The 21,249-nt window shown below is 72.0% G+C and carries 22 protein-coding genes and 1 tRNA gene; 11 read left to right on the top strand and 12 right to left on the bottom strand.

Going from position 1 to position 21,249, the window contains the following annotated elements; genetic code table 11:
- The first annotated feature begins 46 nt into the window (after positions 1 to 46).
- Positions 47 to 1,027, top strand: a complete 981-nt coding sequence (locus HEK131_RS02665; protein ID WP_217461260.1) for a helix-turn-helix transcriptional regulator — start codon at positions 47 to 49, stop codon at positions 1,025 to 1,027.
- Here HEK131_RS02665 and HEK131_RS02660 read toward each other — a convergent pair.
- Positions 1,018 to 1,620 (bottom strand): TetR/AcrR family transcriptional regulator, encoded by a 603-nt coding sequence (locus tag HEK131_RS02660; RefSeq protein ID WP_217461477.1) that lies wholly within the window; start codon positions 1,618 to 1,620, stop codon positions 1,018 to 1,020. The genes HEK131_RS02665 and HEK131_RS02660 overlap by 10 nt on opposite strands.
- Positions 1,621 to 2,250: 630 nt before the next feature.
- A complete protein-coding gene (locus HEK131_RS02655) occupies positions 2,251 to 3,279 on the bottom strand; it encodes a sigma-70 family RNA polymerase sigma factor (protein WP_217461261.1) in 1,029 nt (342 codons plus the stop codon).
- A gap of 191 nt (positions 3,280 to 3,470) precedes the next feature.
- Here HEK131_RS02655 and HEK131_RS02650 point away from each other — a divergent pair, with 191 nt between their 5' ends.
- A complete protein-coding gene (locus HEK131_RS02650; RefSeq protein ID WP_244333533.1) occupies positions 3,471 to 3,998 on the top strand; it encodes a GNAT family N-acetyltransferase in 528 nt (175 codons plus the stop codon).
- A gap of 15 nt (positions 3,999 to 4,013) precedes the next feature.
- Here HEK131_RS02650 and HEK131_RS02645 read toward each other — a convergent pair whose 3' ends face one another.
- A complete protein-coding gene (locus HEK131_RS02645) occupies positions 4,014 to 4,802 on the bottom strand; it encodes a dioxygenase family protein (protein ID WP_244333532.1) in 789 nt (262 codons plus the stop codon).
- Between the two features lie 148 nt (positions 4,803 to 4,950).
- Between HEK131_RS02645 and HEK131_RS02640 the strand changes: the two genes are divergently transcribed.
- Entirely contained in the window at positions 4,951 to 5,472 is a 522-nt protein-coding gene (locus tag HEK131_RS02640) for a MarR family winged helix-turn-helix transcriptional regulator (protein ID WP_244333531.1), read from the top strand.
- Positions 5,473 to 5,485: 13 nt separating this feature from the next.
- On the opposite strand, the gene HEK131_RS02635 is transcribed toward HEK131_RS02640, so the two are convergent.
- A complete protein-coding gene (locus tag HEK131_RS02635; RefSeq protein WP_244333530.1) occupies positions 5,486 to 7,024 on the bottom strand; it encodes an MFS transporter in 1,539 nt (512 codons plus the stop codon).
- A gap of 199 nt (positions 7,025 to 7,223) precedes the next feature.
- Positions 7,224 to 7,868, bottom strand: coding sequence for a TetR/AcrR family transcriptional regulator (locus HEK131_RS02630; protein WP_217461479.1), 645 nt, complete (start codon positions 7,866 to 7,868; stop codon positions 7,224 to 7,226).
- Positions 7,869 to 8,223: 355 nt separating this feature from the next.
- Here HEK131_RS02630 and HEK131_RS02625 point away from each other — a divergent pair, with 355 nt between their 5' ends.
- Both HEK131_RS02625 and HEK131_RS02620 read left to right on the top strand, forming a co-directional pair.
- Positions 8,224 to 9,555: a M6 family metalloprotease domain-containing protein gene (locus tag HEK131_RS02625; protein WP_244333529.1), complete on the top strand. Its 1,332-nt coding sequence runs from the start codon at positions 8,224 to 8,226 to the stop codon at positions 9,553 to 9,555.
- A 98-nt stretch (positions 9,556 to 9,653) separates the two neighbouring features.
- Positions 9,654 to 9,726 (top strand) — tRNA-Arg (locus HEK131_RS02620).
- Positions 9,727 to 9,791: 65 nt separating this feature from the next.
- Here HEK131_RS02620 and HEK131_RS02615 read toward each other — a convergent pair.
- Entirely contained in the window at positions 9,792 to 10,151 is a 360-nt protein-coding gene (locus HEK131_RS02615; protein ID WP_244333528.1) for an amphi-Trp domain-containing protein, read from the bottom strand.
- Between the two features lie 231 nt (positions 10,152 to 10,382).
- Between HEK131_RS02615 and HEK131_RS02610 the strand changes: the two genes are divergently transcribed.
- The 4 genes from HEK131_RS02610 (at position 10,383) to HEK131_RS02595 (ending at position 14,480) form a co-directional block, all read left to right on the top strand.
- Positions 10,383 to 10,709, top strand: coding sequence for a carboxymuconolactone decarboxylase family protein (locus HEK131_RS02610; protein WP_161146232.1), 327 nt, complete (start codon positions 10,383 to 10,385; stop codon positions 10,707 to 10,709).
- 117 nt (positions 10,710 to 10,826) lie between these two features.
- Positions 10,827 to 12,272 (top strand): DUF2252 domain-containing protein, encoded by a 1,446-nt coding sequence (locus HEK131_RS02605; protein WP_244333527.1) that lies wholly within the window; start codon positions 10,827 to 10,829, stop codon positions 12,270 to 12,272.
- Positions 12,273 to 12,355: 83 nt separating this feature from the next.
- Positions 12,356 to 13,972 carry an MFS transporter gene (locus tag HEK131_RS02600; RefSeq protein WP_244333526.1) on the top strand — a complete coding sequence of 539 codons (1,617 nt, stop codon included), beginning with the start codon at positions 12,356 to 12,358 and terminating at the stop codon, positions 13,970 to 13,972.
- Positions 13,973 to 14,066: 94 nt separating this feature from the next.
- A complete protein-coding gene (locus HEK131_RS02595) occupies positions 14,067 to 14,480 on the top strand; it encodes an LppU/SCO3897 family protein (protein WP_244333525.1) in 414 nt (137 codons plus the stop codon).
- 70 nt (positions 14,481 to 14,550) lie between these two features.
- Here the strand turns inward: HEK131_RS02595 and HEK131_RS02590 are convergent, their stop codons facing one another.
- From HEK131_RS02590 to HEK131_RS02580, 3 genes are all read right to left on the bottom strand, one after another.
- Positions 14,551 to 15,486 (bottom strand): bile acid:sodium symporter family protein, encoded by a 936-nt coding sequence (locus HEK131_RS02590; protein WP_244451926.1) that lies wholly within the window; start codon positions 15,484 to 15,486, stop codon positions 14,551 to 14,553.
- Positions 15,487 to 15,629: 143 nt separating this feature from the next.
- Positions 15,630 to 16,010 (bottom strand): TraR/DksA family transcriptional regulator, encoded by a 381-nt coding sequence (locus HEK131_RS02585; protein WP_244333524.1) that lies wholly within the window; start codon positions 16,008 to 16,010, stop codon positions 15,630 to 15,632.
- Complete coding sequence (locus HEK131_RS02580) at positions 16,011 to 17,213, bottom strand: MFS transporter (RefSeq protein WP_244333523.1); 1,203 nt, start codon at positions 17,211 to 17,213, stop codon at positions 16,011 to 16,013.
- Between the two features lie 66 nt (positions 17,214 to 17,279).
- On the opposite strand from HEK131_RS02580, the gene HEK131_RS02575 reads away from it, so the two are divergent.
- Positions 17,280 to 18,254, top strand: a complete 975-nt coding sequence (locus HEK131_RS02575; protein ID WP_244333522.1) for an ArsR family transcriptional regulator — start codon at positions 17,280 to 17,282, stop codon at positions 18,252 to 18,254.
- A 9-nt stretch (positions 18,255 to 18,263) separates the two neighbouring features.
- Positions 18,264 to 18,770, top strand: a complete 507-nt coding sequence (locus tag HEK131_RS02570) for a glutathione peroxidase (RefSeq protein ID WP_217461273.1) — start codon at positions 18,264 to 18,266, stop codon at positions 18,768 to 18,770.
- Between the two features lie 154 nt (positions 18,771 to 18,924).
- On the opposite strand, the gene HEK131_RS02565 is transcribed toward HEK131_RS02570, so the two are convergent.
- From HEK131_RS02565 to HEK131_RS02555, 3 genes are all read right to left on the bottom strand, one after another.
- A complete protein-coding gene (locus HEK131_RS02565) occupies positions 18,925 to 19,113 on the bottom strand; it encodes a DUF397 domain-containing protein (RefSeq protein ID WP_217461274.1) in 189 nt (62 codons plus the stop codon).
- Between the two features lie 182 nt (positions 19,114 to 19,295).
- The gene (locus HEK131_RS02560; RefSeq protein ID WP_244333521.1) at positions 19,296 to 20,153 is read right to left on the bottom strand and encodes a helix-turn-helix domain-containing protein; all 858 of its coding nucleotides are present in this window, start codon (positions 20,151 to 20,153) and stop codon (positions 19,296 to 19,298) included.
- 252 nt (positions 20,154 to 20,405) lie between these two features.
- Complete coding sequence (locus HEK131_RS02555; RefSeq protein ID WP_217461276.1) at positions 20,406 to 21,161, bottom strand: GOLPH3/VPS74 family protein; 756 nt, start codon at positions 21,159 to 21,161, stop codon at positions 20,406 to 20,408.
- Between the last annotated feature and the right edge of the window lie 88 nt (positions 21,162 to 21,249).

Here is a 21,249-nt window from a genome sequence, read left to right as displayed (position 1 = left end):
CCCAGTAGGACAGAACGTGTCCTAGATGTGCGCCATGCTCGGACGCATGACGACGGACACCCCGGCTAGGCTGCTGACGCTCCTGTCCCTCCTCCAGACCCCGCGCGAATGGCCCGGCGGCGAGCTGGCCGGCCGGCTCGGGGTCTCCCGGCGCACCGTCCGCCGTGACATCGACCGGCTGCGCGAGCTGGGCTATCCGGTGCAGGCCAGCAAGGGCGCGGAGGGCGGGTACCGGCTGGTCGCGGGCAAGGCGATGCCTCCGCTGGTCCTGGACGACGAGGAGGCCGTCGCCATCGCGGTCGGCCTGCGCGCCGGTGCCGGGCACGCGGTCGCGGGCGTGGACGAGGCGTCGGTACGGGCGCTGGCCAAGCTGGAGCAGGTGCTCCCGGCCCGGCTGCGCCGCCAGGTGGCCACCCTCCAGGCGGCGACCACACCCCTGACCAGCGGCGACGGCCCGACCATCGCCCCGGAGACGCTGACCGTGATGGCCTCCACGGTCGCCGGCCACGAGCGGCTGCGCTTCGCCTACCGCGCCGGTGACGGCAGCGAATCGCGCCGGCTGACCGAGCCGTACCGGCTGGTGTCCACCGGGCGGCGCTGGTACCTCGTCGCCTACGACCTCGACCGCGAGGACTGGCGCACCTTCCGCGTGGACCGGGTCAGCGAGCCCTTCGCCACCGGCGCCCGCTTCACCCAGCGTGAACTGCCCACCGGCAGCGCGGCGGAATTCCTGCGCCACTCGATCCGACCGCACATCGAGACCTGGGAGTTCACCGTCCGCTTCGCGGCGCCCGCCGACCTGGTCGCCGCCCACGTCCCCCACTGGTTCGGCGCCCCCGAACCGGACGGCCCCGGCCACTGCCTCCTGCGCGGCACCACCGGCGACCCGGTGGAGTGGCTGGCGGTCCGGCTGGCGATGACGGGCCACGAGTTCACGGTCCAGGGTCCGGACGTGCTGACCGAGGCCGTGCGGGCGCTGGGGGCGCGACTGCTCCGTGCCGGGAGTGCGCCCGCCCCTCAGTCCTGAGGGGCTTCCCAGGCGAAGTCGCCCAGGGCCACCAGGTTGCCGACGGCCAGCGCGGCGGGTCCGGCCGGGCCGGTGGGCGGGGCATCGGTGAGGGCCCAGGTCTCCACGGCGACGCGTACGGCCGCGCCCGCGACCGCCGCGGCGAAGCGGAGGCGGGGGGTCGCCGCTTCGGCGACGTCGGCGCCGTCGGCCGGCGTCAGCCGCGCGGCCAGCGCCTCGGCCAGTTCCGTCTCCGACGCCTGGCAGACCTCCGCCCAGACCTTGCGCAGGGCCGGGCTGGTGTGGGCCATGCGGATGAGGGTGCGGGCCCACTCCCAGGCGGACGCGGAGACGCCGACGCCGGGGGCGAGGGTGCGGTCGACGGCGTGCCGCAGGGCTTCGGGGAGGGCGAGGTGGGCCGGGGCCTCGCGGACGGTCGCGGTCCAGAGCTGGGCGCCGGCCGCGTACAGCGGGGCCACCGCCTCCTCCTTGGACGCGAAGTAGCGGTAGAAGGTGCGCGGCGCGATGCCCGCGGCGTGGGCGATGTCCTCGGCGCGGGTGGCCCGCAGGCCCTGCCGGACGAAGAGGGTCGCGGCGGCGCGGGCGATCTCCATACGGGTCTCGGCCTTGCGGCGCTCGGTGAGGGAAGCCGCCGGAGAGGCCGGGAAGGAGCGCCTTCGGGCGGTGGTGCCGGTGTTGCCGGTGTTACGGGTGGTACGGGGGGTGCTCACCTCGGCAGGCTATGCCCCTGTGGCACAATCTGCCATTCGGCGGGTCACCCCGTGGTTCAGGTGCGGGGTGGCCCGCTGTGCCATGCCCGCCCCGAGGCCGCCCGGGCAGAAAAAAAGCCGGGCCCCGGCGCCGGGGGGGGTGGCGCCGGGGCCCGGCGGGAAGTCCCGACGCCGGGGGGGATGACGTCGGAACTGGTCCGTGGGCGCCCGCCCCGGAGGGCGGGCCTGGCGCAGCGGTGGGGCCGCTGCGCGCCGTACTACGGGGGAGTGCGGTCCCCGGAGCCTCGACTCCGGTGCCCGCAAGGGTTGTTCCCTCGCCCCGGGGCGTTGAAGCGACGGGACCGCGCCATGTTTGCGCCGTCTTCCGCCACCGGGCGCCCCGACACGCGCCGGTCGCGCACCGGGCGCCGCTCATACACCCGGCGCCGACCGCACCGAGCGGACGACCGCGCACCCGGCGCGATCGCACCGCGCGCACGTCCGTACCGCACGCCCGCTCCCCCGCCAGGGGTCCTAGGCCGCCGCGTCGAACCCCGTGTCGCGGGCCAGCTTCTTCAGTTCCAGCAGCGCGTGCTTCTCGATCTGCCGGATCCGCTCGCGGGTCAGACCGTGCTCCTTGCCGACCTCGGTGAGGGTCCGCTCGCGGCCGTCCTCGATGCCGTACCGCATCTTGATGATCGAGGCGGTGCGCTCGTCGAGGCGGCCGATCAGGTCGTCCAGCTCCTCGCGGCGCAGCAGGCTGAGCACCGACTGCTCGGGGGAGACCGCGGAGGTGTCCTCCAACAGGTCGCCGAACTGGGTCTCGCCCTCGTCGTCCACCGGCATGTTCAGCGAGACCGGGTCACGGGACCAGTCGAGCACGTCCGTGACACGCTCCGGCGTGGAGCCGAGCTCGGCGGCGATCTCCGCGGGCTCCGGGTCCCGGCCGTGCTCCCGGTTGAACTCGCGCTGGACGCGGCGGATACGGCCCAGCTCCTCCACCAGGTGGACGGGGAGCCGGATGGTGCGGGACTGGTCGGCTATCGAGCGGGTGATGGCCTGGCGGATCCACCAGGTCGCGTACGTGGAGAACTTGAAGCCCTTGCGGTAGTCGAACTTCTCGACCGCGCGCACCAGGCCCGCGTTGCCCTCCTGGATGAGGTCGAGCAGGGGCAGGCCGCTGCGCGGGTAGCGCCGGGCCACGGCCACGACCAGGCGGAGGTTGGAGCGGATGAAGACGTCCTTGGCCCGCTCGCTCTCGTCGAACAGTGCCTCGAGCTCATCGCGGGACGCCTCGGCGGCGGTCTCCTCCTGGCCGTCGAGGACCTGGCGCGCGAACACGCCCGCCTCGATGGTCTGGGACAGCTCGACCTCCTTGGCGGCGTCGAGCAGGGGCGTACGCGCGATCTCGTCGAGGTACATGCCGACCAGGTCGCGGTCGGCGATCTCGCCGCCGCGGACGCGGACGCTGCTTGCCCTGTCAGCCGTCTGTCCCCCAGAGCCCGGAGCCTGGGAGGTGCCCCCATTGGCGGACTTACGACGGGCGACGGCGCGGGTTGCCATGCGTGCTCCCTTGCGGTGGTGGCTGGCAGGTGGTCCTGGCGAACGCTCGGCACTCCGGACCCTCCCTCGGGACTCTCCTCGGGTGCCCTGCATCCGTGGGAAACAACGACTGGAATCCGGACAGAATTCCCAAGCTGCCCCCCGATTTTTCTGATCATGCAGTACCCTGTGGCGCCACACGGGGAGGTGCGATGCCGTCCAGGAGCACAGAGGTGCAGGTCAGGCCGGGGACCGAGGCCGATCTGGACGCCCTCACGACGCTGTACAACCACTACGTACGTGAGACGGCCGTCACATTCGACACGGCGGTTCTCACCCCGATGGAGCGCCGCCCCTGGCTGCTCTCCCACCCGGAAGACGGCCCGCACCGACTCCTGGTTGCCACGGAAGCGGATTCCCGCCACATCCTCGGCTACGCCACCTCGGGCCCGCACCGCCCCAAGGCCGCCTACGCGCCCTCGGTGGAGACCTCGGTCTACCTCGCCCCGGACGCGACCGGCCGCGGGGTGGGCACCCTGCTCTACGGCGCCCTCTTCGCGGCGCTGGCGAAGGAGGACGTGCACCGCGCCTTCGCCGGCATCACCCAGCCGAACGAGGCGTCGACCAGGCTGCACGAGCGCTTCGGCTTCCGGCACCTGGGCACGTTCGGCGAGGTGGGCCGGAAGTTCGGCCGCTACTGGGACGTGGCGTGGTACCAGAAGGACCTGGCGTCCGGCTGAGCCGCCGGGGCCGTTTCAGCCGAACTGGACCGACCGCTTGGCGAGCCCCATCCAGAACCCGTCGATCACCGACCTGTGCGCGTCCGCGCCCGCGGCGCCGAGCGTGACGAACAGTGGCGCGAAATGTTCGGTGCGCGGGTGGGCGAGCCGCCCGGCGGGGGCCTTGGTCTCGAAGTCGAGCAGCGCGTCCCAGTCACCGGCGTCCAGCGCGGCCCGGCCCCAGTCGTCGAACTCGGCGGACCAGCCCGGCACCCCGCCGGCGTGCCGCAGGGCGGCCAGGTTGTGGGTGAAGAAACCGGAGCCGACGATCAGCACCCCCTCGTCACGCAGCGGCGCGAGCTTGCGGCCGAGGTCCAGCAGGCGGGCGGGGTCGAGGGTGGGCAGGGAGATCTGGAGGACGGGGATGTCGGCCTCGGGGAACATCTCGACGAGCGGGACGTAGGCGCCGTGGTCGAGGCCACGGTCGGGCACGTCCTGGACCGGCACGCCGGGGGCGCGCAGCAGCTTGCGTACGGATTCGGCCAGTCCGGGGGCGCCGGGGGCGTCGTAGCGCACGCGGTAGTAGTGCTCGGGGAAGCCCCAGAAGTCGTGGACCAGCGGGGCGGTGTGGGTGGCGCCGAGGGCGAGGGGGGCCTCTTCCCAGTGGGCGGAGACCATGAGGATCGCCGTCGGGCGGGGCAGGCCGGCCGACCAGGCGGCGAGCTGGCCGGGCCAGACGGGGTCGTCGGCGAGCGGCGGGGCGCCATGACTGAGGTAGAGGGCGGGCATGCGCTCGGGAGCGGACGGCTCGGCGGTGTCGTGCATGACGGCTCCTCCCATGGCGGCCTCAGGGCGGCCCGCTGGGGACCGAGGCTGACGCCGAGGCGACTTTGCTTTAACTCTCAAGCATTACCCGGTCAGATTACGCCCGGCTTGTTCAAGTTTCAAGAAGGTGGCTCGTACAGTGGGAGACATGAACTCGGCATCCACCCCGGCAACGGCGCCGGCATCCGGACACCGCTGGCTCAGCGACGAGGAGCAGCGCGTCTGGCGGGCGTACCTGCACGCCACCACGCTGCTGGAGGACCACCTCGACCGTCAGCTCCAGCGCGACGCGGGCATGCCGCACATCTACTACGGCCTGCTCGTCGGCCTCGCCGAGGCGCCGCGCCGCAGGCTGCGGATGACCGAGCTGGCCCGGAAGTCGAAGATCACCCGCTCCCGGCTCTCGCACGCGATCGCCCGGCTGGAGAAGAGCGGCTGGGTGCGCCGCGAGGACTGCCCCTCGGACAAGCGCGGCCAGTTCGCCGTGCTCACCGAGGAGGGCGCCGAGGTGCTGCGCCGCACCGCTCCCGGCCATGTGACCGCGGTCCGGCAGGCGCTGTTCGACCGACTGAGCCCGGAACAGCAGAAGGCCCTCGGCGAGATCATGGAGATCGTCGCCGAGGGCCTTCAGCCGAGCGAGGCGGGTGCGGACCTGCCCTGGCTCCGCTGAGTCACACCACCGGCTAGTGGGCGACCACCGGCACCGGGACCTCGTCCTCGGCGCCGTCGCCGGAGGCCACCTTGGTGGAGCCCGGCTTACCGGCGTTGACCATGGTGAACGCGATCAGCGAGGCGACGGCCAGGATGCCGACGGCGAACCAGATCGCCGAGCTGTACCCGTGCACCATGCCCTGGAGTTTGACCAACTGCTGCTGCGGCGCGGCGGTCGCGGACGCGATGTGGTCCTTGACGTACGAGGTGGTCGCGGACGCGGCGATGGTGTTCAGCAGGGCGGTGCCGATCGCGCCGCCGACCTGCTGCGAGGTGTTGACCATCGCGGAGGCGACACCCGCGTCCCGGGGCTCGACGCCCTGGGTCGCCAGCGACATGGCGGGCATGAACGCCGTACCCATGCCGAGGCCGAGCAGCACCATCGCGGGCAGCAGCAGTGCCGCGTAGGAGGAGCCGATCTCCAACTGGGTGAGGATCAGCATGCCGATGGCGGCGAGCAGGAAGCCGGGGCCCATCAGCAGCCGGGCCGGGACCCGGATCATCAGGCGGGCGCCGATCTGGGTGGAGCCGGTGATCATGCCCGCGACCATCGGCAGGAACGCGAAGCCGGTCTTGACCGGGGAGTAGCCCTTCACGACCTGCAGGTAGTAGGTCAGGAAGAGGAACAGGCCGAACATGCCGATGATGGCGAGGCCGAGCGAGAGGTAGATACCGCCGCGGCTGCGGTCGGCGACCACGCGCAGCGGCAGCAGCGGAGCCTTGACCCGCTTCTCGACCATCACGAACGCGAGCAGCAGGACGACGGAGGCGACGAACATCGAGATGGTGACCGCGTCGCTCCAGCCGTCGGACTCGGCGCGGGTGAAGCCGTACACCAGGGCGACCAGGCCGAGCGTGGAGAGGAACACGCCGGGGATGTCGAGCGGGGAGCGGTTGCGGCCGCCCTCGGGCTCCCGGATCACGAACCAGGCACCGGCCGCGGCGACGATGGCGAAGGGGACGTTGACGAAGAAGGTCCAGCGCCAGTCGAGGTACTCGGTGAGGAAGCCGCCGAGGATCAGACCCACGGCACCGCCGCCGCCCGCGATGGCGCCGTAGATGCCGAACGCCTTGGCGCGCTCCTTGGCGTCGGTGAACATCACCGCGAGCAGGGACAGCGCGGCCGGGGCGAGCAGGGCGCCGAAGACACCCTGGAGGGCGCGGGCGCCGAACATCATCACGCCGGTGGTGGCGGCGCCGCCGAGCGCGGAGGCCGCGGCGAAGCCGGCGAGGCCGAGGAGGAAGGCGCGCTTGCGGCCCCACAGGTCGGCGATGCGGCCGCCGAAGAGCAGCAGGCCGCCGAAGGCGAGGGCGTAGGCGGTGACGACCCACTGCCGGTTGCCGTCGGATATGCCGAGGTCCTGCTGGGCGGAGGGCAGCGCGATGTTCACGATGGTGGCGTCGAGGACGACCATGAGCTGGGCCAGCGCGATGAAGACGAGCGCCTTCCAGCGGTTGGCGTCGCCGCCGGGCGCGGCGGCCGCGGGCGGCCTGGTGACCGTTTCGGACATGGGGGTACCCCGTTCGGGACTTCGAGTGGACGTTCAGGACATGCGGGGCACGGTCGTACGGCGCTGCGTACGCGCACAGGGCGTGCGGGGCCCCACCGGCTCGCCCTCGTCGGCGGCCGGGTGGCTAGGGGGTGCGATTCCGGGGCGCGGGCCCGGCAGGTCGGTCGGTCGGATCGGTCGGTGGGATCGATCGGTCAGATCAGGACTGGCGCAGATCCTCCATGGTCACGGCCGTGCCGGGCAGGACGGAGCGGGCCGGTGCCCGCAGTCCGTCGAGGAAGAGTTGGAGATGGCGGTGCACGAATCGGTCGACGTCGAAGCAGGCCGTACCGGCCGGGGGCCGGCTGAGCTGCGCGGCGGCGACCATCAGGTCACCGACGCCGACGTCGGTGCGGAGCTGGCCGGCCGCCTTGGCGCGGTCCATGACCTCGGCGATCAGGGCCTCCACCCGCTCCCGCGCCGCCTCCAGGTCGGGGTGGTTGCGGTCGAAGGTGCTGGAGACCATCGGACACAGCGCGCTGATCCGCTCGTCGGCGGAGGCGTGCGCGAAGCGTTCCAGCGCGGCGAAGGCGTCGCCGGTCTCGGCGAGCGCGCCCTTCGCCGCTTCGGCCGTGCGGTCCATCACGGAGCACAGGACCTCCCGGACCAGGGCCTCCCGGTCCGGGAAATTGCGGTACAGCGTGGCGTTGCCGACGCCCGCGCGGCGGGCGATCTCGTCGAGCGGCACCTGGGGGCCGTGCTCGACGAACATCTCCCGTGCGGCGGCGATGATCCGCTCCCGGTTGCGGAGCGCGTCGGCACGGGGCCGGGGCGACGCCCTGCGGGCGGGGGGTGCGGTGCGCACGGCGGACACGGCGGGCTCCACATCTGTACGGGTCGGGACGGGCGGACGGTGATCGTCCGTTGATCCGGGGAGAAGCTCCCCGTTTCGCGCGGACACAGGTCTAAACGGGGAGACCCTCCCCGCTTATTTCCCGCCTCGGAAGAAATGCCTGTGACCTGGGTCACATCACGGTCGGCGCGTCACTGTTCCGCTTCCGGCCGGACGATTCACCCCAACAGTATGCGATTCACACCCACTCCTGCCGAAATCCCACGATCGGTCTCCTCCAGCGCGCGACCCCGGCCCCGGCGACCGAGGGTGAGGCCAAAGGGTGCAGCCGGGTAACGGGGGCTGCCGTGGAGCGGGAGGTCCATGCATGCAGCCGCAGTCGCCCCGCCGCCGCATACGCCCGCGCCGCGTTGCCGCCCTCGCCTCGGTGACCGCGCTGACCTTCGCGGTCAGCACCTCGGCCGGGTCCGGGCAGCTCACGGCGCGCACCACCGCCGGGCCGATCGGCCTGATACGCACGGCCGCCCTGGCTCCCTGCATGATCCAGGGGGCGGCGGAGGTCCAGATGACCGAGGGCTTCCCCACCTCCACCGGCTACTCCCGCTCCACCGGCACCGTCCACGCCCTGACCCTGATGGTCGACTTCCCGGACACCCCCGGCGAGGGCAAGGCGATGGACCGCTTCCACGAGTTCTTCCCGAAGACCCAGGAATGGTTCGCCAAGGCGTCCTACGGCCGGCTCGACTACCGCGCCGAGACCCCGGTCACCTCCTGGCTGCGGATGCCCAAGCCGTTCGAGGACTACGGCATAGAGCGCGGCGCCCCCTTCGACCCCGGTTACCGGCAACTGGTGCGGGACATCGTCTCCGCCGCCGACCCGGACGTGGACTTCCGCTCCTACGACCTGCTGAACGTGCTGGTCACCCCGAACGCCGGCCCCTCCGCCCTGGACACGGTCCTCTCCGTGACCTTCGCCGGCAACGGCGAGGCCCCGGTGGCCGACGGCACCCCGGTCGCCAACGCCTCCTTCGTCTACTCCCGCCAGGACGACGGCTCCGGCGCGTACACGGAGACGGGGTACCGGGTGCTGCCGCACGAGAACGGCCACACCTTCGGGCTGCCGGACCTCTACACGCAGGAGGGGGGCAGCGCGGTCGGCCACTGGGACATCATGAGCGAGGACTGGGGGGCCAACAACGACCTGCTGGGCTGGCACAAGTGGAAGCTGGGCTGGCTTCCGGCGTCCCAGGTCGGCTGCGCGACGGCGGCGGGCAGCGCGGACTACACCCTGTCCCCGCTCTCCCGGAAGGACGGCGGCAAGCTGGTCATGGTCCCGCTCGACGACCGCACCGCGTACGCGCTGGAGCTACGGGCGGAGGGCGGCAACGACGAGTCGGTCTGCAAGCCCGGCATCCTCGTCTACAAGGTCGACGCCTCCGTCGACACCGGCCGCGGTCCCATCACCGTCTACGACGCCCACCGCGACAGCGGCGGCTGCACCCGGAGCCCCAACGTCCACGCCGAGCTCTCCGACGCCCCGTTCTCCCCCGGAGAGACCTTCAAGGACCCCTCCCACGGCATCACGATCCACGTGGCGAGCGCGGACCTCGACGGCAGGTACCGGGTACGGGTGACCCGCACCCACGCGGCGAAGGGCACGACGGCCGCGGCGGGGCCGGTCCTGCCAAGTCGCCGCTGAAGTCGACCCTTTGGCCGGCCACGCCCCCGCTCGCCCACCACCCCACCCCTGATCCGCTACCCTGTCAGGGGCAGCCACCCCGGTGGCCGTCGTACCCCGCCTTCGTAGCTCAGGGGATAGAGCACCGCTCTCCTAAAGCGGGTGTCGCAGGTTCGAATCCTGCCGGGGGCACAGAGAAACACCTGGCCAGAGGCCCTTTCGTTCGGTGAACGGAAGGGCCTTCGCGCGTGCCCGGCTCACTTCTTCGCGGCGGCCCGCTTCACGGCCTTGCCCGTGGCGCCGCGCACGGACTTCGCGGGCACCCTCTTCCGCGTGGCGGCGGCCTCCGTGCCTGGGGCCGCCGGGGCCGGCGCCGGCGTCGCCCGCTTCCGTGCGGTCGGCCACTTGAACTCGATCTCCAGCTCGATCTCGCCGTTGCCGATCTCGATCTCCATCTCGCTGTGGAGGTCGTCGGGGATGCGCAGGCTCAGCGTCCCGGAGCCGAAATCCAGCTCGGCCTCCCCGCCTTCCCGCAGCGCGGCCGCGAGTGCCGTGAGCTGGTCAGCCGCCTCAAGGCGTGACAGTGAGCGCTTCTGCTCGAACTTGAGGTCCTTCATGGTTGTCTCCCGTCCCGGGCGAAGACCAGCAGGCCGCTACCGATACCGGTCGCCTTCGGCCGGTCGGGCTACTTCCAATCTCGTCGTCCCGGCTTCACCGCGCATGTCGGGGTGTCGTGCACAGGGCCCGGATGGGTTCTACGGTTGAGGTGAGGCCCCACATCCGCGGAACTCTCTCCGCTTCGCGCCTCACTCCCCCTCGGGCCAGAACTCACCAGGAGGACATGCGACATGTCCACTGCATCCGACACCCCCGTCCTGGACACCCTCGCCGCCATGACCGTCGACTCGATCGAGCGCTGCGGGCTGCCCTCGAACGCACTCATACTCACGCGCATCGCGGCACTCGCCGCCTCCGACGCCCCGCCGATCTCCTACGCGGCCCATATCGACCCCGCCCTCGACAGCGGCGTGACCGCCGAACAACTGCAGGACGTCCTGGTCGCCATCGCACCCATCGTGGGCACCGCCCGCGTCATGACGGCAGCGGCCAACATCGCCACGGCACTCGGCATCGCCATCGCCGTCGCCGATGCCGAAATAGCGGCCCGGGGCTGAGAGCGGGGCTCCCACCCGGCATCGACGGTCCGCGCGGCCGGCACCGGACAGCAGGGCGAGGAACTGTCCGTCCTGTCCCGCATGCCCGTGCTCGCGGACCCGGCAGGAAGGTCCCCGATGTCCCGGAGCGCGGCCACGGCCATGCGCGTGTCACCAGGCACCACGCCCGCGGACCGTGCGGCTCTCGGCAAAGCGGCCCGGCGCCGCTCGCCCCGGTCGAGCCACTCCGTGTACCGGCCCGCTCCCGACCGGCCGGACCCGCTGACGGTCCTGGAGGCGCAGTCCGCCTCGCGCGTGCCCGAACTGGTCCCGATCCGCTACGGCCGGATGACGGAGTCCCCGTTCCGCTTCTACCGGGGCGCCGCCGCGATCATGGCGTCCGACCTGGCCGGGACCCCGGTCTCCGGGCTCACGGCCCAGCTCTGCGGGGACGCGCACCTGCTGAACTTCCGTCTGCTCGCCTCGCCCGAGCGGCAGTTGGTGTTCGACATCAACGACTTCGACGAGACACTGCCGGGCCCCTGGGAATGGGACGTCAAACGGCTCTCGGCGAGCCTGGTCGTCGCGGGCCGGGCGAACGGCTTCGACGACGCCGAGCGCGCCCGCATCGTGAACTCCACGGTCCGTTCGTACCGCGAGGCGATGATCCGGTTCGCGGGCATGCGCAACCTCGACGTCTGGTACGCGAAGATCGGCCCGGACCTCCTGGAGTCCCTGGTCGCGGGCCGGCTGCGCGGGACGGACAGCGGTCGCAGGAACCTGGCCCGCGCCATGGCGAAGGCCCGCACCCGCGACAGCCTGCAGGCTTTCGACAAGCTCACCGAGACGGTCGACGGCCGGCCCAGGATTGCGGCGGACCCCCCGCTGCTCGTCCCGGCCGGTGACCTGCTGCCGGAGGTCGAACGCAGCGCGCTGGAAAGCCGGTTCCGCGGCCTCGTCGAACGGTACGGCCGCACGCTCGCCTCCGACCGGCGCACACTCCTGGCGGACTACCGCCTGGCCGACGTCGCCCGCAAGGTGGTCGGCGTCGGCAGCGTCGGCACCCGCTGCTGGATCTTCCTGCTCCTCGGCCGGGACGACCAGGACCCGCTCTTCCTCCAGGCCAAGGAGGCCGACACCTCCGTGCTCGCCGCGCACCTCGGCGAGAGCCGGTACCGCAACCAGGGCGAGCGGGTGGTCTCGGGCCAGCGGCTGATGCAGGCCACGAGCGACATCTTCCTCGGCTGGGAGAGAGTGGACGGGATCGACGGCAGGCAGCGCGACTTCTACGTCCGCCAACTGCGCGACTGGAAGGGCATCGCCGTGCCGGAACGGATGCGGCCGAAGGACATGCGGGTGTTCGGCGAGCTGTGCGGGTTCACCCTGGCCCGTGCGCACGCGCGGTCCGGCGACCGCGTCGCGATCGCCGCTTACCTGGGCGGCGGTGACTCCTTCGACCGGGCACTGGCCACCTTCGCCGAGGCGTACGCCGACCAGAACGAGCGCGACCACCAGACCCTGGTCGACGCCGTACGCGCGGGCCGGCTCCCCGCGGAGGAACCCCCGGCCGCCCGGCCCGAGTGATCCCGCCGGCCTCGGTCCGCCAACCGGTCGACCTCCGGGGCGGGTCGCGGAGCGCTCTCCCGGGCGGCTGGAACGATGCGCGCATGGCATCCGGAGCAGGCACCGCCGGCAGTCCGGCGACGGCGCGAATCGTCCTGCTGGCCCTCGCGGCCGGTCAGTTCCTGATGGCGCTCGACAGCTCGGTCATGAACGTCTCGATCGCGACGGTGGCCGAGGACGTGGGCACCACGGTGACGGGTGTGCAGGGCGCCATCACGGCCTACACCCTCGTGATGGCGATGTTCATGATCCCCGGCGGCAAGGCGGGGGCGCTGATCGGCCGCAGACGCGCGTTCATGATCGGCTGCGTCGTCTACGGCTGCGGCTCCCTCACCACCGCGCTCGCGCCGAACCTGCCCGTGCTGCTGCTCGGCTGGTCGCTCCTCGAAGGGATCGGGGCGGCACTCATCCTGCCCGCGATCGTGGCGCTCGTGGCGAGCAACTTCGCCGCCGAACGCCGTCCCGCCGCCTACGGTCTCGTCGCGGCCGCGGGCGCCGTGGCGATCGCGGTGGGGCCGCTCATCGGGGGTGTCGCGACGACGTACTTCTCCTGGCGGTGGGTCTTCGCCGGTGAGGTCGTGATGGTGCTCGGCATCCTGGGGCTCGCCGGCCGCATCGCCGACGCGCCGGTCGGTGAACGCCCGCGCATCGACCTGGTCGGCGCCGTGCTCTCCGCGCTCGGGCTCGGGCTCTTCGTCTACGGCGTGCTCCGCTCGGACGAGTGGGGATGGTTCCAGCCGAAGCCCGGCGCGCCCTCGGGGCTCGGGATCTCGCTGGTCGTGTGGTTCATGCTGGCCGGTCTGCTCCTGATCTGGCTGTTCCTCCGCTGGGAGGCCCGCATGGTGGAGCGGCGCGGGGAGCCGCTCATCGACCCGGGCATGCTGCGCAACAGGCAGTTCACCGGCGGACTGACGATGTTCTTCTTCCAGTACCTCGTCCAGATGGGCGTCTTCTTCGTCGTACCGCTCTACCTGTCCGTCGCCCTGGGCCTGTCCGCGCTCCAGACCGGTGCCCGCATCCTGCCGCTCTCCGTGACGCTGCTGGCGGCCGCCGTCCTGATCCCCCGCTTCTTCCCGGACGTCTCACCTCGGCGGGTGGTGCGGCTCGGGACCCTCGCGCTGCTCGCGGGCGCGGTGGCCCTGATGGGCGCGCTCGACGCGGACGCCGGAGCGGAGATCGTCGCCGTCCCCCTCCTGCTGATCGGGCTGGGCATGGGCGCGCTGGCGTCCCAGCTCGGGGCGGTCACCGTGTCCGCGGTGCCGGAGACGCAGAGCGCGGAGGTGGGCGGCGTCCAGAACGCGGTCACCAACCTCGGTGCCTCGATCGGTACCGCGCTCGCCGGGTCGATCATGATCGCCGCGCTGACGAGCTCCTTCCTCACCAGCGTGGAGCGGAATCCGGCGATCCCGGCCGAGGTCAAGAGCCAGGCGACCGTCGAACTCCAGAGCGGAGCACCGTTCCTGTCGGACGCCCAGCTCAAGTCCGCCCTCACGGAAGCGGGCACGAGCACGGAGGTGACGCGGGCGGCACTCGACGCGAACACCGAGGCCAGAATCGACGGTCTGCGCGCCGCACTGGCCATCCTCGCCTTCGCCGCGCTCCTCGCGATGTTCTTCACCTCACGGATCCCGGACACCCAGCCCCGTTCGACGGCGGCATAGCCGCGAGGCGGCCGTCGCAGCACTTATATGACTCTTATTTATCGGGTAACGTGCGCGCGTTCGATTCTTCATGAAACTCTCAGAAAGACCGACGATGAGCGCTCCGACGCCCCCCGCTGCCCCGCAGGACCCCCAGTTCCAGCAGGGTCAGCCCTTCCAGGGGGCCGCGCCCGTGCCCGCACCCGCGCCCGCCAAGCCGAGCAAGGTGAAGAAGTTCCTCAGCATCGTGGCTCTGCTCGTCGTGGCCGTGGTGGTGAAGGTCGGCATCGCGTACGCCTTCAACTCCCCGGTGCACGCCGAGGCCGGCGACTGCGTCCGGGTCACCGGCGGCGAGAACGACCCCGACGTCGACGTCAAGGGCTGCGACGACAAGGACGCCAACTACAAGGTCATCAAGGTCGTCAAGGACACCTTCGACGTCAACGCGTGCACGGTCGGTGAGGCCGCCCTCGCGCAGGAGTGGGACGCCGAGAAGTTCGTCCTCTGCCTGGCCCCCGTGAAGAAGTAGGACACACCGGAACGCGGAACGGGCCGGGCGGCTGATCAGCCGCCCGGCCCGTTTCGCGTTCCGAACGCCCCTACGCCGCGCGCCGGTTCATCCACGCCGCCACCACCGCGCCCGACAGGTTGTGCCAGACCGAGAAGACCGCGGCCGGAAGGGCCGTCAGCGGGGTGAAGTACGTGGCCGCCAGGGACGCGGCCAGGCCCGAGTTCTGCATGCCGACCTCGAAGGCCATGGCCCGGCTCGCCGCCGGGTCGAGCCTGGCCAGGCGGGCCGCTCCGTAGCCGAGGGCCAGGCCGAAGGCGTTGTGCAGGACCACCGCGAGCAGGACGATCGCGGCCGCGTCCTTGAGCGCGGAGGCGCTCGCCGCCACCACGATCAGGACGATGACCGCGACCGTCCCGGCGGACAGCCAGGGCAGGGCGGGGAGGCAGCGGCGCACCAGGGTGGCGGCCAGGCGGCGCACCAGGAGGCCCGCCACCACCGGGACCAGGACCGTCTTCAGGATGTCGACGACCATCGGGCCCGCCTCGACGTCCAGCATGTGGCCGGCGAGCAGCAGGACCAGGTACGGGGTGACCAGCGGGGCGAGCAGGGTGGAGACCGTCGCCACCGACATCGACAGGGCCACGTCTCCCCTGGCCAGGAAGGTCACCACGTTGGACGCCGTGCCGCTCGGGGTGCAGCCGACGAGGATGACGCCGACGGCCAGCGCCGGGGGCAGGTCGAGCAGTTCGGCGATCGCCCACCCCAGGCCCGGCATGATCACGTAGTGGGCCACCAGGCCGAGGGCGACGGCCCAGGGACGCTTGACGACGCCCTGGAAGTCCTCCGACGTCATCGTCAGCCCCATGCAGAACATGACGACGCCGAGCAGGTAGGGAACCGCGGTCTTCCCTTCGGCGAAGGTCGACGGCAAGAGCATCCCGAGAGCGCCCGCGGCGAGCACCAGCACAGGGAAGACGGTCACGGCACGCTTCGCCGTCCGGTCCTCATCCCCCTTGTCCGGCACGGCCGTTACCGGCTCGACCGGGGCGACCTGGCCCTCTGAGTGCTGCACTTCCCGCTCCCGCGTCCGCCCTGCCACCGCCGCGCGCGGCGATCCGCCCGCACGCCCGATCGTGTCAGACAGGCCCCGGACCTCGGGAGGTCCCCCTAGCGCACCCCCGCACACCCCACACACCGCGTGGTCGCCGGCCGTACCTCCAGGCGTTCCGGCGGGATCTCGGTGCCGCAGGTCTCGCAGATGCCGTAGGTCCCCTCCGTCAGGCGGGTCAGGGCTTCGTCGAGGTGTTCCAGGTGGGTGCGGGCCTGGGCGAGGAGGGAGGCCACGTGGGCGCGTTCGAAGGCGGTGCTGGCGCCGTCCGGGTCGTGTTCGTCGTCCACGGCGACCAGGGCGTTCGCCTCGACGATCGCCGTGAAGTCCCTGCTCAGCGCCTCGATCTGGGTCTGCGTGGCGGCGCGCTCGGCGGCGAGGCGGGCCTGGACGGCGGCCCGGTCGGGAGGTACGGGGGCATTTACCGGCATATCGGCCATTCATACCTCAGCGTCCAGCCGGCCGCGCGTATTCCGGACCTGTGACCGCCCTTCGCGCCCCGCCAGGGCCAGCGCCACCGTGACCGTCACCGACGCCCCCGCCATCAAGGTCATCCCCGTCGCCGGAGAGATCAGTTGGGCCAGCGAGCCCGCCACCGCCGCGCTCACCCCCTGCAGGGTCAGCATGCCCGCCGAGTGCAGGCCGAGGGCATGGCCGGACAGGTCGCCCGGGGTCAGGGCCATCAGGCGTTCCTGCTGGACCAGACTCGCGCCGAAGCCCACCGAGGCGAGCGTCACGCACAGCATCGCCAGCGGCAGCGGGGGGTGGGCCGCGAAGGCCAGGTAGGGCACCGCCAGGAGGAGGAGCAGCGGGGTGGCCAGGCGGGCGCGGGCCTCCGGGGACAGGAGCCGGCCCACGGTCACGTCCCCCACCAGCATCCCCACCGCCGCGCAGGCGAACAGCGTGCCCGCGGACGTGGGCGCGTACGACACGTAGAGCGACTCGCAGCCGACGGTCAGGCCGTTGGGCACCCACAGGCCCAGATAGGTCAGGCGGCGGGGACGGGAGGACCACAGGACGGCGTTGGTGCGCCAGGTCGCCGCCACGGACGGGCGGCCGGTGGCACGGGGCGGCCGGGCGGTGAGGCCGAGGCGGAGCAGCAGCGCCGCGGTCAGGTACAGGGTGGCCGCCAGCAGCAGGCACGTACGCGGGGAGATCGCGGTGAGGAGGACACCACCGGTCGCGTAACCGACCGTCTGAGTGAGGCCGTTCATGATGTTGAAGAGGGAACGTCCTGCCAGATAGCGGTCCTTGGTGAGGATCTCGTTCACCAGGCCCCAGCGAACCCCGCCGCCCAGCGCGGCGACCAGGCCCAACAGGAGGACGACGCCGAGGAGTACGCCGGGCGGCAGCCCCGGCACCGCCTGGAACGCCGTGCCGGCCGCGAAGGCACCGGCGATGACGGACAGGGTGGTGCGCGGCGGCAGCCGGTCGGAGCCGGAGAGCAGGAAGGTCGCGCCGAGGACCTGGGCCAGCGACGGGCCGAACATGCTGAGCGCCGAGAGCAGCGGGGAGCCGGTGGCCCGGTAGACGAGGGTGCCGAGGGCGAGTCCGCCCATGGTCTGGGCGGCGGTCTGCGCCGAGGAGGCGAGGAAGAGCGGGGTGAACTCCGGTGTGCGGAACAGGGATCTGTAGCTGGGCATGCGGGGAGTCTTGGTCCTCCGGCGCACGCTGGTTAATGTTTCGCCGGGCGGCGAAAGGTGGCGGGCATGGGGTGGTGGCTGCTCGACGCCGACACGCTGGCCCGCAGCCGGTTCGTCATCTCCCCCTTCGCCGAGACCTTCGCCTGCCTCAAGCTGCTGCACGCGGCCACGCCCACGCACCCGGGCGAGCGGGAGTGGCTGCGCACCCATCTGCCCGCGTACCGGGCCCGGCTGGCGCGGGACCCCGTCACCGCGCTGCTGATCCGCGCCGGACTGGGCCGCGACTGGATCGCCGACTTCCTCACCCCCACCCCGCGCGACGGGGAGACCTTCACCGAGGAGATCGCCCGGGTGCGGGCCGCCCGCCCCGCCGACGCCCGCGCCCACCTGCTGCTCTCCCTCGCCGGGCCGCTGCCCGCCGCACTGGACCGGGACGACCTGCCCGAGCGGGCGGCCGCGCTGCTGGAGTGGGTGTGGGAGGAGACGGTACGGCCGCACTGGGAGCGGCGCAGGCGGGTGCTGGAGGCGGACGTGCTGGCCCGCACCGCGCGGATGAGCCGGGGCGGCTGGGCCGGGGTGCTGGACTCGCTGCGGCCGGGGACGCGGTGGCTCGGGGAGAGCCGGTTCCAGGTCAACGTCCGCGCCTACCCGCCCCGCGAGATCTCCGGCGCCGAACTCGTCCTCGTCCCGGTGACGGCGCAGCGGCAGGGCTGGGTGTCGTGGGAGGAGCGGGAGCGGTACGCGGTGGTCTACCCCTGCGCCGGTGTCCTCGCCGGACCGGCCGAGCGTCCGGTGCCCACGAGCCTGGGCGCGCTGCTGGGGCCGGGCCGCGCGAGCGTCCTGTCCCTGCTGGACTCCCCCTTGAGCACGACCCAGCTCACCGCGCTCACCGGCCAGACGCTCGGCTCGGTCGGCCGCCATCTGAAGGTGCTGCGCGAGTCGTCCCTGATCACCCGCCGCCGCGCGGGCCGCTCGGTGCTGTACTCACGCACGGCGGCGGGAGAGGTACTGGTGGAGGCCGCGCGGGTGAGCCCTGACTAGGCTGCCCGCATGACGACCAGCGATCACACCCCCTCCCCCCTCGATGTCGAGATCGGCGCCCTCCAGGGCGGCTCCGCCGAGCTCTCCCGGTACGCCGGGCAGGCCGTGCTCGTCGTGAACGTGGCCTCCAAGTGCGGGCTGACCCCGCAGTACACGGGCCTGGAGCGACTGCAGGAGCGGTTCGGCCCGCGCGGGTTCACCGTGCTCGGCGTGCCGTGCAACCAGTTCATGGGGCAGGAGCCCGGTTCCGCCGAGGAGATCGCGGAGTTCTGCTCGGCGACGTACGGCGTGAGCTTCCCGCTGACCGAGAAGGTCGAGGTGAACGGCGACGGCCGCCACCCGCTCTACGACCGCCTGACGGGCTTCGCCGACGCCGAGGGCCACACCGGCGACATCCGCTGGAACTTCGAGAAGTTCCTGGTCGGCCGCGACGGCCGGGTCGTCGCCCGCTTCGCCCCGCAGACCGAGCCGGAGTCCGCCGAGGTCGTGGCGGCCGTCGAGGCGCAGCTCGGCTGACCCACGCCTTCCCGGCACGAAGAGAGCCGGCATGAGTGAAGCCCCCTCGGCAAGGACGGCGACCGGTCGAGGGGGCTTCGCGGGTGGTGCTCGTGCTGTCGTGCTCGGCGAAGCATCGGTCGGGTGCTTCCGCGCGGTGGGACCGGAGCCGGTCCTACTTGACCGAGGCCACGAAGGCGTTCCACGCCGTGGCGGGGAAGGCCAGGACGGGTCCTCCGAGGTCCTTGGAGTCCCGTACGGCGAGTTCGGCGGCGGTCGGCGACTTGACCTCGACGCAGGCGCCGTTGCCCGCGGAATAGGAGGACTTCATCCACGTCTCCGAAGCGCCCTGAATCAGTGCCATGTCCACTCCTGTTGCGAGTTGCGGTGGTGCGGTTCACGCCAACCCATGCGAGCGATTGGCGTGATCGACGCTAGCCGGTCAACCGACCTGCTCGCAGGGGGCGTTCACTCAAGCGGATGGCATATTCCAACTGACCCGTCACGGATACGGGGCGACGGTGTACGATCCCTCGCCCCGCGTCACTACTGGGCGAACCTCTTGGCGGCGTCCTGGATGAACCGCTGGGACTGCTCCACCGGGAGTGCCTGGGCCCGCAGGTGCTCGTACATCACGGCGTACTTCTGCACGTCCGGCGCCTTCTCCAGGTACAGGTCGCTGGTGACGCCCTCCAGGTAGACCACGCTGGAGTCGGCCGCGTCGGCGAACTCCAGGATGGCGTACTGGCCGTTGAGACCCGGATGCGCGCCCACCTCGAAGGGCAGCACCTGCACGGTGACGTGCGGGAGCTGGGACAGCTCGCCCAGGTGCTCCAACTGCTCGCGCATGATGAGCTTGCTGCCGACGACGCGGTGCAGCGCGGCCTCGTCCAGCACCACCCAGAGGCGCAGCGGGTTCTCCTGGTCGGTGACCCGCTCCTGCCTGCGCATACGGACCTTGACGCGCTTCTCGATCTCGGCGGTCGAGGTCTCCGGCAGCGCGCCCCGCACCAGCGCCTCCGCGTACGCGCGGGTCTGCAACAGGCCGGTGACGAGCTGGGGTTCGTACACCCGCAGCGACTCCGCGTCCGTCTCCAGACCGATGTAGACGCTGTACGGGATGTCGCCGAATGTGTGCCACCAGCCCTGCTGGCGTGAGTCGCGGGCCATCTCCATCAGCGAGTCGACCACCCTCTGGTCCTCGACCTCGTACACCCCGCACAGATCACGGACGTCGCGCTGACTGATGCTGCGGCGGCCGTTCTCCAGCCGGCTGATCTTCGACTGTGACACCAGCAGGCGGTCGGCGACCTCTTCGGCCGTCATGCCCTTGAGCTCGCGGAGCTTGCGCAGCTCCTGGCCCAGTCGGCGCCGCCTGACGGTGGGATTGACATTGGACGCCACGGGACGCACACCTCCGGCTGGCTGCCTGTATCTGACACTTTGCGTATCTGCTGTTGAGCAGACTGCCACCAAGGTGGTTTCTACCGCTGGGAAACGTCGGATATGCGGCGCGTACGCGTCAGTTCGGGGTACGGGCCGGTCAGCGGTCTGCTACGCACGCAAGCGTCGGAGCGGGGCGGGGAACCCTGTCGGTCCCCCGTCCCGCTCCTCGGCCCGGCCGTCATCGAGCGAAGTCGCCCTCGGCCGGTCCGCTCAGTGTGCCGCCGCTCGGGCCATGGGGCCGTGGTGCGGCTGCATCGGGACCCCGCGTGCGGGTTCCCCGGTGGCCCTGGCTCCGGGGCCGGGCTGCCGGCCCGTGGGGCCCTGGCCGCGCCTCGGCTGCGCGGCCACGCCGTTCTGCACGTCCATCACCGCGTGCGCGACCAGGCCGCCCATCGGGTCGTGCCGGATCAGGTCCCGCAGCCGGGAGCGGGACGAACGCCCCTCGTTGCCCGGATACAGGTGCTTGCCCAGCCCGACCGCGTGGGCCAGCGCGGCCAGCGCGGCGGTCCGTGGGTCCGGTGGTACGCCGGTGCGGATCGCGGAGTCGAGCCTCCCGCGGATCTCCCGGCTGATGGTGGTGTCCGTCGCCTGGTACCGCGTGGTCGGCAGCACGCCGCACATCTGGCCCGGTACGGCGGCCACCATGCCGCACCTCTCCAGGTGCGACAGATAGGTCTGGCGCAGGCCCAGCCGGGGCCCGCCTATCCAATGGACGGCCCGTACCGGAGCGCCGCGCCTTCGCAGCAGCTCCAACGCGCAGTCCAGAGTCGGATCTCCTGTCGGCCGTGGCACCACCACGGCGATACGATCCCCGTCTGGGGCTATCCGTCCGGCCAGCGCCAGCTCCACTAGCTGCGCACCGGCCAGACCGAGGTCGAGCGACTGCGGCTGCGCAGTGGTACCCGTGGCCGGGTCCAGTGCGAGCATCAGAAGCTCTTCCGGAAGTGTTCTGCGGCTCCTGCCCATCCATGCCTCCCCGCGTGGATGAATGACAGGGTGACGCCTCTCACATTCATCTGTCGAGGGTGCGTGCCCGGTTCATGGGGGAACCGGC

This window comes from Streptomyces seoulensis (genome assembly GCF_022846655.1).
Taxonomy (GTDB): Bacteria; Actinomycetota; Actinomycetes; order Streptomycetales; family Streptomycetaceae; genus Streptomyces.
This window is presented reverse-complemented; position numbering and strand designations above follow the sequence as displayed.

Excerpts from the sequence above, each read along its gene's own strand:
- HEK131_RS02665 (WP_217461260.1), top strand. The coding sequence starts at position 47 with ATGACGACGGACACCCCGGCTAGGCTGCTGACGCTCCTGTCCCTCCTC.
- HEK131_RS02660 (WP_217461477.1), bottom strand. The coding sequence starts at position 1,620 with ATGGAGATCGCCCGCGCCGCCGCGACCCTCTTCGTCCGGCAGGGCCTG.
- HEK131_RS02655 (WP_217461261.1), bottom strand. The coding sequence starts at position 3,279 with ATGGCAACCCGCGCCGTCGCCCGTCGTAAGTCCGCCAATGGGGGCACC.
- HEK131_RS02650 (WP_244333533.1), top strand. The coding sequence starts at position 3,471 with ATGCCGTCCAGGAGCACAGAGGTGCAGGTCAGGCCGGGGACCGAGGCC.
- HEK131_RS02645 (WP_244333532.1), bottom strand. The coding sequence starts at position 4,802 with ATGCACGACACCGCCGAGCCGTCCGCTCCCGAGCGCATGCCCGCCCTC.
- HEK131_RS02640 (WP_244333531.1), top strand. The coding sequence starts at position 4,951 with ATGAACTCGGCATCCACCCCGGCAACGGCGCCGGCATCCGGACACCGC.
- HEK131_RS02635 (WP_244333530.1), bottom strand. The coding sequence starts at position 7,024 with ATGTCCGAAACGGTCACCAGGCCGCCCGCGGCCGCCGCGCCCGGCGGC.
- HEK131_RS02625 (WP_244333529.1), top strand. The coding sequence starts at position 8,224 with ATGCAGCCGCAGTCGCCCCGCCGCCGCATACGCCCGCGCCGCGTTGCC.
- HEK131_RS02615 (WP_244333528.1), bottom strand. The coding sequence starts at position 10,151 with ATGAAGGACCTCAAGTTCGAGCAGAAGCGCTCACTGTCACGCCTTGAG.
- HEK131_RS02610 (WP_161146232.1), top strand. The coding sequence starts at position 10,383 with ATGTCCACTGCATCCGACACCCCCGTCCTGGACACCCTCGCCGCCATG.
- HEK131_RS02605 (WP_244333527.1), top strand. The coding sequence starts at position 10,827 with ATGTCCCGGAGCGCGGCCACGGCCATGCGCGTGTCACCAGGCACCACG.
- HEK131_RS02600 (WP_244333526.1), top strand. The coding sequence starts at position 12,356 with ATGGCATCCGGAGCAGGCACCGCCGGCAGTCCGGCGACGGCGCGAATC.
- HEK131_RS02595 (WP_244333525.1), top strand. The coding sequence starts at position 14,067 with ATGAGCGCTCCGACGCCCCCCGCTGCCCCGCAGGACCCCCAGTTCCAG.
- HEK131_RS02585 (WP_244333524.1), bottom strand. The coding sequence starts at position 16,010 with ATGGCCGATATGCCGGTAAATGCCCCCGTACCTCCCGACCGGGCCGCC.
- HEK131_RS02580 (WP_244333523.1), bottom strand. The coding sequence starts at position 17,213 with ATGCCCAGCTACAGATCCCTGTTCCGCACACCGGAGTTCACCCCGCTC.
- HEK131_RS02575 (WP_244333522.1), top strand. The coding sequence starts at position 17,280 with ATGGGGTGGTGGCTGCTCGACGCCGACACGCTGGCCCGCAGCCGGTTC.
- HEK131_RS02570 (WP_217461273.1), top strand. The coding sequence starts at position 18,264 with ATGACGACCAGCGATCACACCCCCTCCCCCCTCGATGTCGAGATCGGC.
- HEK131_RS02565 (WP_217461274.1), bottom strand. The coding sequence starts at position 19,113 with ATGGCACTGATTCAGGGCGCTTCGGAGACGTGGATGAAGTCCTCCTAT.
- HEK131_RS02555 (WP_217461276.1), bottom strand. The coding sequence starts at position 21,161 with ATGGGCAGGAGCCGCAGAACACTTCCGGAAGAGCTTCTGATGCTCGCA.